The organism is Streptosporangium longisporum, assembly GCF_039534895.1.
In the GTDB taxonomy this organism is placed as follows: Bacteria; Actinomycetota; Actinomycetes; order Streptosporangiales; family Streptosporangiaceae; genus Streptosporangium; species Streptosporangium longisporum.
Window position 1 is genome coordinate 160846 of sequence record NZ_BAAAWD010000009.1, and the last position, 13221, is coordinate 174066.

Annotated in this window: 12 protein-coding genes; 9 read left to right on the top strand and 3 right to left on the bottom strand. The window is 72.1% G+C overall.

Annotated features, from left to right (window positions below; all coding sequences use genetic code 11):
• The first annotated feature begins 2 nt into the window (after nt 1–2).
• The 7 genes from ABD832_RS18760 to ABD832_RS18790 all read left to right on the top strand — a co-directional run bounded on the left by ABD832_RS18760 (nt 3) and on the right by ABD832_RS18790 (nt 5953).
• Nucleotides 3–1043, top strand: coding sequence for an LLM class F420-dependent oxidoreductase (locus ABD832_RS18760; protein WP_344896731.1), 1041 nt, complete (start codon nt 3–5; stop codon nt 1041–1043).
• 133 nt (nt 1044–1176) lie between these two features.
• A complete protein-coding gene (locus ABD832_RS18765) occupies nt 1177–2253 on the top strand; it encodes a M24 family metallopeptidase (protein ID WP_344896734.1) in 1077 nt (358 codons plus the stop codon).
• A gap of 25 nt (nt 2254–2278) precedes the next feature.
• Nucleotides 2279–2839: an elongation factor P gene (efp, locus tag ABD832_RS18770; protein ID WP_344896737.1), complete on the top strand. Its 561-nt coding sequence runs from the start codon at nt 2279–2281 to the stop codon at nt 2837–2839.
• Nucleotides 2839–3249, top strand: coding sequence for a transcription antitermination factor NusB (nusB, locus tag ABD832_RS18775; protein WP_344896740.1), 411 nt, complete (start codon nt 2839–2841; stop codon nt 3247–3249). The genes efp and nusB overlap by 1 nt, the downstream gene beginning before the upstream one ends.
• Nucleotides 3250–3348: 99 nt before the next feature.
• The gene (locus tag ABD832_RS18780) at nt 3349–4107 is read left to right on the top strand and encodes a class I SAM-dependent methyltransferase (protein ID WP_344896743.1); all 759 of its coding nucleotides are present in this window, start codon (nt 3349–3351) and stop codon (nt 4105–4107) included.
• A 37-nt stretch (nt 4108–4144) separates the two neighbouring features.
• Nucleotides 4145–5383, top strand: a complete 1239-nt coding sequence (gene dinB / locus ABD832_RS18785; RefSeq protein WP_413224701.1) for a DNA polymerase IV — start codon at nt 4145–4147, stop codon at nt 5381–5383.
• A 147-nt stretch (nt 5384–5530) separates the two neighbouring features.
• Nucleotides 5531–5953 carry a DUF3040 domain-containing protein gene (locus ABD832_RS18790; RefSeq protein WP_344896746.1) on the top strand — a complete coding sequence of 141 codons (423 nt, stop codon included), beginning with the start codon at nt 5531–5533 and terminating at the stop codon, nt 5951–5953.
• A gap of 354 nt (nt 5954–6307) precedes the next feature.
• Here ABD832_RS18790 and ABD832_RS18795 read toward each other — a convergent pair whose 3' ends face one another.
• Genes ABD832_RS18795 through ABD832_RS18805 form a run of 3 tightly spaced genes read right to left on the bottom strand, consistent with a single transcriptional unit; the run spans nt 6308 to nt 11054 of the window.
• Nucleotides 6308–8815: a transglutaminase TgpA family protein gene (locus ABD832_RS18795; RefSeq protein WP_344896749.1), complete on the bottom strand. Its 2508-nt coding sequence runs from the start codon at nt 8813–8815 to the stop codon at nt 6308–6310.
• Entirely contained in the window at nt 8812–10068 is a 1257-nt protein-coding gene (locus ABD832_RS18800; protein WP_344896752.1) for a DUF58 domain-containing protein, read from the bottom strand. Before ABD832_RS18800 ends, ABD832_RS18795 begins: the two co-directional genes overlap by 4 nt.
• Nucleotides 10065–11054 (bottom strand): AAA family ATPase, encoded by a 990-nt coding sequence (locus ABD832_RS18805; protein ID WP_413224707.1) that lies wholly within the window; start codon nt 11052–11054, stop codon nt 10065–10067. The genes ABD832_RS18800 and ABD832_RS18805 overlap by 4 nt, the downstream gene beginning before the upstream one ends.
• A 481-nt stretch (nt 11055–11535) precedes the next feature.
• Between ABD832_RS18805 and mraZ the strand changes: the two genes are divergently transcribed.
• Together mraZ and rsmH are read left to right on the top strand one after the other, a co-directional pair.
• Nucleotides 11536–11967 (top strand): division/cell wall cluster transcriptional repressor MraZ, encoded by a 432-nt coding sequence (gene mraZ, locus ABD832_RS18810; RefSeq protein WP_344896758.1) that lies wholly within the window; start codon nt 11536–11538, stop codon nt 11965–11967.
• Nucleotides 11968–12282: 315 nt separating this feature from the next.
• Nucleotides 12283–13218: a 16S rRNA (cytosine(1402)-N(4))-methyltransferase RsmH gene (gene rsmH, locus ABD832_RS18815; protein WP_413224706.1), complete on the top strand. Its 936-nt coding sequence runs from the start codon at nt 12283–12285 to the stop codon at nt 13216–13218.
• The last annotated feature ends 3 nt before the right edge of the window (nt 13219–13221 follow it).

Consider the following 13221-nt stretch of genomic DNA (forward strand, 5'->3'; position numbering starts at 1 on the left):
CCATGCGTATCGGTATGGCCCTGAACTACTCCGGAGGGTTCAAGGAGACGGTGGCCGCGCTGGCCGACTACGAGAGGGCGGGCCTCGACATCGTCTTCGTCGCCGAGGCCTACAGCTTCGACGCGGTCAGCCAGATGGGGTACATCGCCGCCAAGACCGAGCGGCTGCAGATCGCCTCCGGCATCCTGCCGATCTACTCCCGCACCCCGGCCCTGCTGGCGATGACCGCGGCCGGGCTGGACTACGTCTCCGACGGCCGTTTCACCCTCGGGCTCGGCGCGTCGGGACCGCAGGTCATCGAGGGCTTCCACGGCGTCCCCTACACCGCCCCGCTCGGCCGTACCCGCGAGGTCATCGAGATCTGCCGCCAGGTGTGGCGGCGCGAGCGCGTGACCTACGACGGCAGGCACTACACGATCCCGCTCCCGGCCGACCAGGGGACCGGCCTGGGCAAGCCGCTGAAGCTCATCAACCACCCGGTCCGCGACCGCATCCCGATCGTCGTCGCCGCCATCGGCCCCAAGAACGTCGAGCTGTCCGCCGAGCTCGCCGAGGGCTGGGAGCCGATCTTCTACGTCCCGGAGAAGGCCGCCGACGTCTGGGGCGCCTCCCTGGCCGCGGGCAGGGCCAGGCGGGACCCGGCACTGGGCGAGCTGGACGTGATCGCCCAGGCGCCGCTGGCCATCGGCGACGACGTCTCGGACTGGCTGGAGCTGGGCCGCCCGATGGCCGCCCTGTACATCGGCGGCATGGGCGCCAGGGGGAAGAACTTCTACAACGACCTCGCCCGCCGGTACGGCTACGAGAAGGAGGCGGAGCAGATCCAGAACCTCTACCTCGACGGCAGGAAGGACGAGGCCGCCGCGCTCGTCCCGGACGAGCTGCTGCACAGGACGTCCCTGATCGGCCCGGAGGGGCACGTCCGCGAGCGCCTGCAGGCCATGCGCGAGTCGGGCGTCACGACCGTCAACGTCAGCCCGCTGGCGCGCACCCACGAGGAGCGCGTCCGGCTGATCGAGCGGGTCAGGGAGCTCGCCGCCTGACCCCGGCCGGATGCGAGGCCGGGCCCCGCGTCCGGTCCCGCGCCGGGCGAGGGACGGCCGCGACCACACGGGAGACGGGCGAGGGACGGTCGCGGTGGCGACACGGGGCATGGCGGTCAATAGCATGCCTGGCATGACCGTCCTTCACGCCCGGCGCCGCGAGAACCTCGCCGCCCTGCTCCCCGCTCACGAGGCGGACGCGATCCTGGTCACCCACGCCGTGAACGTGCGCTACCTGACCGGCCTGGCCAGCTCCAACGCGGTCGTCCTGGTCCGGGCCGACGCCACCGCCACGCTGGCCACCGACTCCCGCTACATCGGCGCGGCCCGGGACGTCTGCGCCGACATCGAGGTGGTCGAGGAACGCGACGTCGCCGGCGCGCTGCTCGCCGCGTCCGGCGGCACCGGCGGTGTCGGCATCGAGGCCGACCACCTGCCCGTCGCCGCCTACTTCCGGCTGGGAGGCGACCTGCTCCGCCTGTCGGGGACGGTGGAGTCGGTGCGCATGGTCAAGGACGAGGACGAGATCGACCTGCTGCGCACCGCGTGCGAGCTCACCGACCGGGCCTTCGAGCAGGTGCTGCCCGACCTGCGTCCCGGGGTGACCGAGAAGGAGATCGCCAGGGCGCTGGAGCGGCGGATGGCCGACCTCGGCGCGGACGGGCCCGCCTTCGACCCGATCGTGGCGAGCGGACCCAACGGCGCGATCCCGCACCACTCGCCCTCGGACCGGCCGCTGCGGCGCGGGGACCTGGTCACCATGGACTTCGGGGCCCGCCACCGGGGCTACCACGCGGACATGACCAGGACCGTGGCGATCGGCGAGCCCGCGGCCTGGCAGCGCGAGCTGTACGACCTGGTCCACGCCGCCCAGGGCGCGGGCCTGGTGGCCGCGCGGACCGGCGCCGCCCTGCACGAGGTGGACGCCGCCGCCCGCGACCTGATCGCCGAGGCCGGGTACGCGGAGTTCTTCGAGCACGGCCTGGGGCACGGCGTCGGGCTGGAGATCCACGAGGTGCCGTTCCTGTCTCCTCGGCATCCGGAGCGGGACGCTGGGCACGGTAGACTAGAGGATCGAGTTCCGATCACCGTCGAGCCCGGGGTGTACCTGCCCGGCAGGGGCGGCGTGCGCATCGAGGACACTCTCGTGGCGCGCGACGGCGGGCCGGAGCTTCTCACACGGACGACCAAAGAGCTGCTCGTCCTTTAAGAGCGGCCGTACGCAGGAGAGACTAGTGGCGACGACGAACGACCTCAAGAACGGCCTTGTGCTCAAGCTCGACGGCGGCGAGCTCTGGGCCGTCGTGGAGTTCCAGCACGTCAAGCCCGGCAAGGGCGGCGCGTTCGTCCGCACCAAGCTCAAGAACGTGATGTCGGGCAAGGTCGTCGACAAGACCTTCAACGCGGGCGTGAAGGTCGAGGTGGCCAACGTCGACAAGCGCGAGATGCAGTTCTCCTACATGGACGGCGACGACTACGTCTTCATGGACACCGAGACCTACGACATGCTCCACGTCTCCCGGGTGGCGGTCGGCGACTCGGCCAACTACCTCCTGGAGAACATGCTGGCCACCGTGGCGATCAACGAGGGCAACGTCCTCTACGTCGACCTGCCCGCGGCCGTCGAGCTGATCGTCTCCGAGACCGAGCCGGGCCTGCAGGGAGACCGCTCCACCGGCGGCACCAAGCCCGCGACGCTGGAGACCGGCGCCGAGATCAAGGTGCCGCTGTTCATCACCACCGGCGAGAAGGTCAAGGTCGACACCCGCACCGGCGATTATCTCGGCCGCGCCTGATGTCGGCACGGGGTAAGGCGCGCAGGCGCGCGCTGGACATCCTCTTCGAGGCCGAGGCACGGAGCGAGGACCCCAGGAACGTCCTGGCCGAGCGCCTGGAGCGGGCCGATCCGCCCGTCAACGAGTACACCACCACGATCGTCGAGGGGGTCTGCCGTCACCGGTCGCGCATCGACGAGCTGATCACCGCCTACGCCGAGGGCTGGACGCTGGACCGCATGCCCGCGGTGGACCGCAACCTGCTGCGCGGCGGCACCTACGAGCTGCTGTGGATGCCCGACGTCCCCGAGGGCGTGGTCATCAGCGAGTGGGTCAGCCTGGCGTCGGAGCTGTCGACCGACGAGTCACCGCAGTTCGTCAACGGCCTGATGGCCCGCTTCAAGCAGCTCAAACCCTCCCTGGCGCTCTAGCCGTGCCCGGCGGGGAGCCGTTCGCCCCGGCTCTCCGCCCGCACCGCGCGGGACGCGGCGTAGGCTGGACTCGTCACCGTACGAGGAGGCGATCTGAAGTTGCACGCCGTAGGCATCTCACGGCAGGCGGGTACCCCGGCGGTCCGCACCGCGGTCGTGTGGGAGGCCCTGAGCGCCGTGCTGGCCGATCGGGCGGCCGCCACGGGCCGTGAACGGCTGGACATCGTCGACGCCGGGGGAGGCACGGGCGGTTTCGCCGTCCCCCTGGCCGATCTGGGCCACTCCGTGACGGTCGTCGACCCGAGCCCCGACTCGCTCGCGGCGCTGGAGCGCAGGGCGGCCGAGGCGGGAGTGCGGGTGCGTGCCCTGCAGGGCGACGCCGCCGACCTGGGAGAGCTGCTCCCACCCGGGGACACCGATCTGGTGCTCTGCCACAGCGTGCTGGAGTACGTGGAGGACCCGGCCGGTGCGGTGACCGCCATGGCCGGGCTGCTGCGTCCCGGAGGCGTGATCAGCGTGCTCGCCGCCAACCCGCTGGCCGCCGCGCTGCACCGTTCCATCGCCGGCCGGTTCGACGAGGCCCGCGAGGTCCTCACCGACCCCGACGGCCGCTGGGGCGACCGCGACCCCACCCCCCGCCGCTTCACCCGGGAGAGCCTGGAGCTGCTGCTGGCCGCGACCGGCTTCACCCCCGGCGAGGTGCACGGCGTGCGGATCTTCGCCGATCTGGTGCCCAGCAGGGTGCTGGACGGCGAGCCCGGAGCCGCCGGCGCCCTGGTCGCGCTGGAGCAGGCGGCGGCGGCGCACCCCGTCCTCCGCGACATCGCCACCCAGCTGCACGTCCTCGGACACCGGTGAACGCCGCATCGAACGAGTGTTCCCGTAGAATGACGCCGTGTCGAGAAAGCAGCAGATGCCGCGCCCCGGTCCGGCCCTGGGGTCGGACGACACGGGCTGCCCGATCCTGCACGTCGACATGGACGCCTTCTACGCCGGTGTCGAGCTGCGCACGCGCCCGGAGCTACGGGGCAGGCCCGTCATCGTCGGCCTCTCCGCGGGCCGCGGGGTGGTGCTCAGCGCCACCTACGAGGCCAGGGAGTTCGGGGTGCACTCGGCCATGCCCATGACCCGGGCCCGGCGGCTCTGCCCCCAGGCGGTGATCCTCCCGCCCAGCCGCGAGAAGTACGCCGAGGTCTCCCGGCAGGTCATGGAGATCTTCCAGAGCTTCACCCCCGAGGTCGAGCCCATCGCGTCCGACGAGGCCTTCCTGGACGTCGCCGGGGCCCGCAAGCGGCTCGGCCGCCCGGCCGAGATCGCCGCGATGATCCGCGAGCAGGTCGCGCGCGAGCAGGGCGTCACCTGCTCGGTCGGGGTGGCCCGCAACAAGTTCGTGGCCAAGCTCGCCTCCCGGCACGCCAAGCCCGACGGGCTGTTCGTGGTGCCGGCCGACAAGGTGGTCGACTTCCTGCACCCGCTGCCGGTGGCGGCGCTGTGGGGCGTCGGGGAGCGCACCGAGCGCTCCCTGGCCCGGCTGGGCATCGCGACCGTCGGCGACCTCGCCGCGGTCCCGGTGGACACCCTGCGGCGCGAGCTGGGGCAGGCGGCGGGCACGCACCTGGCCGAGCTCGCCTGGGGACGCGACGACCGCCCCGTCACCCCGCACACGCCGGACAAGAGCATCGGGGCCGAGGAGACGTTCGCCACCGACATCGACGACCCGGTGCGGATCCGCCGGGAGCTGCTCCGGCTGTCGGAACGGGTCGCGGCCCGGCTCCGGGGGGCCGGCGCGGTCGGCCGCACGATCAGCGTCAAGCTGCGCCGGGCCGACTTCACCACCCTGTCCCGCTCCCGGAGCCTGCACGACCCCACCGACGTCGCCAAGATCGTGTACGACGTCGCCTGCGATCTCTACACCGCCTCCGGCCTGGAGAACGTCCCGCTGCGGCTGGTCGGTGTGCGGGTGGAGAACCTCGGCCCGGCCGAGGGCGCGACCCGGCAGCTCGGTCTCGGTGAGCGCGAGACCGGCTGGCGGGAGGCCGAGCAGGCGATGGACCGGGCGACCCGAAGATTCGGCCGGGATGCGGTACTCCCGGCCTCCCTTATCCGCCCGCCGTTTGATGGAATGGAACCATGACGTCGCCTCCGGTTTGGACTACGTTGGACGTTTTCTTTCGTCTACGTCTACAGCCTCGTATTCTGGGGATAACCGACCGCGAGGTTCGGACACCCCGTGTCGTCCGTCACCGTCTTCCCCGTCCTGGGGCTGTCCTTGGGAGGCGCCGTGCCGCTCTCTGAGCACGAGCAGCGCTTGCTCGACCAGATCGAGCAGGCCCTCTACGCCGAGGACCCGAAGTGGGCCAATACCGTCAGGATCAGTGATCCGCGCAGCCACTACAGGCGTCGTCTGGTGAAGGCCGGCATCGGCTTCATCCTGGGCATCGTCCTGCTGATGGTCGGCGTAGTGATCAACAACGTCCCGCTCGGCATCCCGCTCGGCGTCGGCGGTTTCGTGGTCATGCTCGCCTCATGTCTGTGGGGCCTGTCGAGCTGGAAGCGGATGAACGGGTTCGGTGAGGCCGGTCCGGCCGCCCCGACCGATCAGCCGCCCGGCAGGGCAGGGGGCGGCGGCCGCAGGCCCGGCCCCCGCCAGAGCTTCATGGAACGCATGGAGGAGCGCTGGCGCCGTCGTCACGACGAGCGCTAGGCCGCCGGGGCCGCCGCCGTCCGCGGCGGCGGGTCCCTCCCCGGTGACATTTCCCTTCCCTGCGCCAGGGGCCGCCTCCCGCGTGCCCCGGCGACGGCCCGGCGATCTCCGGCGCCCCGCCGACCCTCGTGCCCGGACGTCCTCGCGCCCGTGATCCTTCACCCCCGGCCCCTCACGTCCCGTGACCCCTCGTGCCCGGACGTCCCGACGCCCGGCTGATCCCTTCTGCCCGCCGGCCCACCGGGTCCGGCCGCCTGCGCGTCCCGTGATCCTTCACACCCGGCCGTTCCCGGGCGGGAACGCGTCCGGCCGCTCCCCGGGCGGGGAGCGGCCGGAGGCGATCCGTGCCCGGGCTCAGGCGCCCTTCCTGGCGGGCCTGCGCAGCCGGATGTTCTCCAGCAGGTCGAACCCGTCCAGCACCCGCCCGCCCATCGCCCGCATCCGCAGGAGCGTCGAGGGGGGCAGCAGCACCGCCCTGATCCGCCTGCCGCGGGTCACGGTGGCCGCCAGCGCCCGCCGTACCCGGGACAGGTCCTCGCGGAGTGTCCCGATCTCCCCGCCGCTGCGGGCGTAGAGCATCCGCTCCACCGCGGCGGCGATCCTCGCCAGCGCGGCGGTGGCCTCCGGGTCGAAGGCGTACTGCTTCGCCAGCCGGCGGGCCAGCGAGCGCGGGCTCTCGCTCGGCTCCCGGGCCATCCCGTAGTCGCACAGGGCGTCGTCGAGCTCGGCCCAGGCCGCCATCACCGCGGGCTCCCGGCGGCTCCCGTCCGGCGACGCGATCCCGGCCGGCCTCGGACCCGGCACCCTGCCCGGCCCTTCACCCCCAAAGGCACCCCCGGAGACCGGGACCGGCCCGGACGCAGGGACCTCGGATCCAGGGACCGGCCCTGGTGCCGGGACCGGCCGCGAGTAGGCCCTGCGGCGGCGGATCCGCAGCTGCCAGCGGATCAGGCCGGGGATCAGCATGACCAGCAGCGCGACGGCCACCCCGATGCCGATCTTCGCGGCCGTCGGCACGCCCTCCTCGGGCGCGATCGGCAGGCCGCCCAGATCACGTTCGAGCATCCGGTCACGGCGGTTCGCCGCGGTCCCGCCCGGTCCGGTCGTCGAGTCGCCGGCCTCCGCCGACGGGGCGGCGCTCGGCTCGGCGCTGGCGGTCGGGGCCGCCTGCGGCCGGGTGTACTCCGGCACCGTGGCGCTGCCCTGACCGGCCCCGCCCGCCGGGGTCGGCTCGAAACGCAGCCACCCGGTCCCCTCGAAGTACAGCTCGGGCCAGGCGTGCGAGTCGTGGGTCCGCACCTGCCAGGCCCCGGCGACCCTGCCGCCGCCGGTGTAGCCGATGGCCACCCGGGAGGGGATGCCCAGGACGCGGGCGAGCACCGCCATGGAGGCGGCGAACTGCTCGCAGTACCCGGTGCGGTTACGGATCAGGAAGTCGGTCAGCGCCGGCCCGTCGTGCCCCTGGGTCGACAGGTCGTAGGTGAACCCGCCGTCCTCGGTGAAGAACTTCTGGAGCTGGATCGCCTGCTCGTACGGGCTCGCGCCGCGCTCGGTCACCCGGGTCGCCAGCTGCCTGATCTCGCCGGGCAGGTTCTCCGGGAGCACCAGGTAGCGCTCGCCGATCGCCGCGGACGGCGGGCCCGCCGCCTTGAGCCGCTCCGCCGTGGACCTGGGCTCGGCGGTGGTCACCCGGTACGACAGGCCCTCGGCGGTGTCGCGGGTGGAGAAGACCATCAGCGTGTCCCGGTCCGGCCGCCAGTCGCCCGCGGCCGTGACCCGGGCCGCGGGGTAGGGCAGCGGCAGGAAGCTCAGCCTCCTGACCTGGTCGCTCACGTTCACGTCGAGCGTGGCCGAGGTGACCGACAGGGACGGGTTCTGGCCCGGGGGAGGCGGCATGGCCGCCTCGGACGTGCGGTCCTCGGGGCGGCCCTTGGGCTCCGACATCGTCCACTGCTCGCCGTCGAAGACGTCGAGGGAGTACATCCGCAGGTAGCGCGAGTCGCCGTCGCTGACCCGGTAGGTCAGCACCGTGGAGTTCTCCGGCAGCGAGAGCTGGCCGCGCAGGTTGACGATGGGGTTGGGGATGCTGACCGAGTTGCCGCCGCCCCTGCCGTTGCCCACGCCGAACCCGAACAGCGGGTCGGGCTCCAGGGTCGGCAGCAACGCGGGCAGCAGGATGGCCAGCGCGACCGCGGTGAAACCGATGCGCTTGCCCGACAGCCGCAGCGGCCCGGCGTCGGAGGAGGCGGGACGGGCGGTCATGGCGGCCGACGTGCGGCGTACCAGCACCGCCCGGCCCCAGTGGGTGACCCGCTCGCGGCCGTCGGCCACGAGCAGCCCCAGGTAGCCCGCGGCGCCGACGATGAACGCCGGCCAGCCGATCGGCTCGGCGACCACCGCGGCCGGGACGGTGAACAGCGCCAGCAGCGGCAGCCCGGCGAGCGCGGCCCTGTGCAGCCGCGCGGCCAGCAGGTCCACGGCGATCGCGATCACGCCGACGCCGCCGCAGGTGAGCAGGACGATGCCGGTGCTGTCGGGCACCGGCGCGGCGAACCGCTGGATGTCGGCGAAGCCCTTGGTCAGCAGCCTGGCCAGCTCCACCACCGAGTCCGCGGTGGGCACCACCCTGCCCCAGGCCTCGTCACCGGCGAAGGTGGCGGTGAGGTAGATCCACGTGGCGAACACCTGCACCGGCGTCACCAGCCAGCCGGGCAGCGCGTAGTACCCGGCGACCGTGCCGATCCCGGTGACCACGAGGATGGCCCCCAGGCTCGCCCAGAACCAGTCGCCTCCCTGGAAGAGGGGATAGAGCGCGATCGCGACCGCTCCCGTGGCCATCCCCGAGGCGATGGGAAGTCTCATGTGTCACCTCTGCTCGCTGCGAATCGGCCGCCTCGCGCGGCCTCCTGCCAGACGCTCGCGACGGAGGCGCCCGCGGCCAGCCGCACGACGCGCCAGCCCGTCCCGGCGAGCATCGCGCGCGCCGCCTTGAACTCCTCGTTCTCGCCCAGCTCGGGATGCTCCCATCCCGACACGTCCAGCATCACGGCCACGCCGGTCACGTTGCCGTGCCTGGCCCTGGCCAGTTCCTGGGCCTGCTCCAGGTCCAGGTAGCCGAGCACGGCCACGATCAGGCCGTCGCCGCCGCCCTGGCGCAGCGCGCCGACGCCGAACTCCAGGGACCGGGCGGTGCCGGCCCGTACCACGGCCAGGGTGTCCAGCAGGGACCGGCTCAGCCCGCTGTCGGTGAGGTGCTCGGCCCCCTGGTCGGTGATCAGCCGCAGGCCGAGCCCCTCGTGGGCGAGGTGCACGCCGATGGAGGCCGCGGCCGAGACCGCCGCCTCGAACGACGAGCGCGGGCCCTCGCCGCGGTGGGCGTAGCGCCGGGTGTCCAGCAGCAGCGCGCCCCTGCTCTGCCACTGCTGTTCCTCGCGCCGCACCATCAGCTCGCCGCGCCTGGCGGTGGAGCGCCAGTGCACCCGCCGCAGGTCGTCGCCCTGGCGGTACTCGCGCGGCGCGACGTCGTCGTCCCCCGCCGCCGCCACGCTCCTGGTACGGCTCTCGCCCCCGCCGCTCCACTCGCCGGCCAGCCGCACGTGCGGCAACGCCACCACCTGGGGCGTCACCACCAGGGTGTCGGTGATGGTGAAGGCCCTGGTCAGCTCGACCAGGCCGAACGGGTCGCTGATCCGGATGGCCAGCGGCCCGATGGTGAACCGGCCGCGCAGGTCGGAGCGGACCCGGTAGTCGATCTCCCGGACGCCCTTGGCCTCCACCCGGTCGAGGACGAACCGGGGCCGGGCGCCCAGGGCGTACGGGACGGTGTCCTCGATCATCAGCAGGCCGGTCGGCAGCCGGGTGACGTTCTCCAGGCGCAGGGTGACGGTGGCCTCGCTGCCCACCTCGGCCCGGGGCGGGTCCAGGCGCCGCGCGCAGCTCAGCCGGTAGCGGGTCCGGGCGACCACCATGGCGGCGAGCAGCGGCAGCGACAGGATCAGCACGCCGATCCTGAGCAGGTCGTGCTCGCCGAGGATGAAGGCGCACAGCAGCGCCGCGACGCCGGACGCCAGGAAGGACCGGCCGCGGGCGGTGAGCGCCTTGAGGCCGGAGGTCACCGCGGCTGGGCCTCGGGAACGGGTACCCGGCGGACCAGGTCTGCGATCACCTGCTCGGGCGGGCGGCGCTGCCCCTGGGCCTCGATGCTGGGCAGCAACCGGTGCGCCAGCACCGGGACGCACAGGTCCTGCAGGTCGTCGGGGATGACGTAGTCGCGGCCGGCCAGCGCCGCGTGCGCCCGCGCGGCCCGGACCAGCTGCAGGGTCGAGCGCGGTGAGGCACCGAGCCTCAGGTCGGGGGACTGGCGGGTGGCGGTCACCAGGTCGATCGCGTACATCTTGATGGGCTGGGAGACGTAGACGCCGCGCACCGCCTCGATGAGCGCCTTGACCTCCTCGGTGGTGGCGACCGGCTCCAGCTTGTCCAGCGGGGAGGCGGCGCCGTGCACGTCGAGCATCTCCAGCTCGGCGGACGGGGCGGGGTAGCCCATCGCGATCCGTGCGGTGAAGCGGTCGCGCTGCGCCTCGGGGAGGGGGTAGGTGCCCTCCATCTCGATGGGGTTCTGCGTCGCGATCACCATGAAGGGGGAGTCCAGCCGGTAGGTCGACCCGTCCACGGTGACCTGGTGCTCCTCCATGCACTCCAGCAGGGCCGACTGGGTCTTGGGCGAGGCCCGGTTGATCTCGTCGCCCACCACGATGTTGGCGAACACCGGGCCGGGCTTGAACTCGAACTCCATGGTCTGCTGGTTGTAGGCGCTCACCCCGGTGATGTCGCTGGGGAGCAGGTCGGGGGTGAACTGCACGCGGCGCACGGGGCAGTCGATGGACCTCGCCAGCGCCTTGGCGAGCATGGTCTTGCCGACTCCGGGCACGTCCTCGATGAGAAGGTGGCCCTCGGCGAGCAGTACGGTCAGGGTCAGGCGGACCACGTCGCTCTTGCCCTCGATCACCGATTCGATCGACTCACGGATCCGGTGCGCGGTGACGACGAGATCATCAAGCTGCGGTGAGACGTCATGGGTTACTGCCACCCAGGCCTCCATGAAGGTGCGGCGGTTGCGCGCCGGGGGGTTCTGTCGCGGGACCTTTGCGATCCCCTTGCTCATTCTGTTTACCGACACTACGGTGCCGCGCGGACCGGCGGCGACTTTATCTGGTCATCAGGGATGATTCCGGGTGAATGGCCACAGTGTGTCCCATCCTCATCCCGATCCTGTGCGGATGACGTGCCGGTCCCGTGACGGATCGGGCGTCCGTTTCGGCCCCGGTGGTTCTCCTCTGGTCCATGAGCATTTCATGATCTTTGAGCTATTGGACGGTGTTTACGACACGCCCGTGGCCTATGTCGGGGCGCCAACCCCCTCCACTCCACCCCACCCCATTTGAACTGGGGAAATGTCGGTGAAACCCGCCGCGAAGAGGCGTGGAATCAGTTGACGGTGGAGAGAAGTGGAGTATGGTGGTGCGCAGTGGAGGGCAGGGCTGCGATGCCTGGCGCTCCGCTGGGCACGGGAGGTGAGGCCGATGTTCCTCGGCACCCACCACCCGCGTCTCGATGACAAGGGACGGCTGTTCCTGCCGGCGAAGTACCGTGAGGAGCTGGCGGAGGGTCTGGTGATCACCAAAGGCCAGGAGCGCTGCCTCTACGTCTTTCCCGTAGAGGAGTTCCAGCGCATAACCGAGGCTCTGCGCACCGCGCCGGTGACCGCCAAGGCGGTCCGTGACTACAGCCGCGTCCTGTTCGCCAGCGCGTCCGACGAGGTCGCCGACAAGCAGGGCCGGATCACCGTTCCGCAGGCCCTGCGTGAGTACGCCAGCCTGCGCCGCGACTGCGTGGTCATCGGGGCCAACACCCGGCTGGAGATCTGGGCCGAGGATGCCTGGAGCGCCTATCTGGCCGACCAAGAGCAGGCTTTTGCCGATCTGTCGGAGGAGGTGCTGCCAGGGATTCTGTGACTCCACGGTCGACTCATCGGTAAAACGTCGTTCGGCGAGGTCTCCACCCGCAACCACCTGCCCGTCAGCTGATGCACCTTCCCCGGTGTCAGGTGACGGGCCGACACGCGGGTGCGGATGGGGACCTGGCCGGACGGCCCCGAGGGTAGGGGGCCGGTTTCGACAGACCGGTGAGGCCCGCCGCACGTCCGCGGACGGGGCGGGAAACAAGGGGGTTGGCGCTTCATGCGCGCCGAGAACGACAGTCATGATCTGCATTCGCGCGGCCACGATCTCCAGGGTGATCCCCGGACGCCGCCGGTCCACGTCCCGGTGATGCTCGACCGGGTGCTGGAACTGCTGGCCCCGGCGCTGACCGGGCCCGCCCCCGTGCTCGTCGACGCCAACCTCGGCCTCGGCGGCCACGCCGAGGCGCTGCTCGCCGCCCATCCCGCGCTGCACCTGATCGGGATCGACCGCGACCCCACCGCCATCGAGCGCTCCACCGCCCGGCTCGCCCCGTACGCCGACCGGATCACGCTGGTGCGCGCGGTCTCCGACGAGCTGGCCGAGGTGCTGGCCGACGCCGGCCGGCCGCGCGTCGACGCCGCCCTGTTCGACCTGGGCGTCTCCTCCCCGCAGCTGGACGAGGCCGAGCGCGGCTTCGCCTACTCCTACGACGCCCCGCTGGACATGCGGATGGACCGCGACCAGGAGCTCACCGCCGAGGTCGTGGTCAACACCTACTCCGCCCCCGAGCTGATCCGGATCCTGCGGGACTACGGAGAAGAACGATTCGCCCCGCGTGTCGCGAACCTAATCCTCAAGGAAAGGGCCAGAGAGGCCATAACGTCTACCAAGCGGCTTGCGGAGATCGTCCGGACGGCGATCCCGGCCGCGACCCGCAGGACCGGGGGCAACCCCGCCAAAAGGACTTTTCAGGCGTTGCGAATCGAGGTGAACGCGGAGTTGACGGCGCTGGAACGCGCGCTCCCTGCCGCGCTCGACGCACTGACGCTGGGCGGGCGCGTCGTCGTGCTCGCCTACCACTCCCTCGAGGACCGGCTGACGAAGCAGGTCATCACCGCGCGGACCCGGGACACCGGTCCGGCGGGGCTCCCCGTCCCGCTGCCGGCCCACCAGCCGCGGTTCGCGCTCCTGACGAGGGGAGCCGAGCTTCCGAGCGAAGAGGAGGTGGCCCGCAACCCGCGGGCGGCCTCTGCCCGGTGTCGGGCGGCAGAGAGGATCCGTGAGGCAGTTGACGAGGAGTGAGAC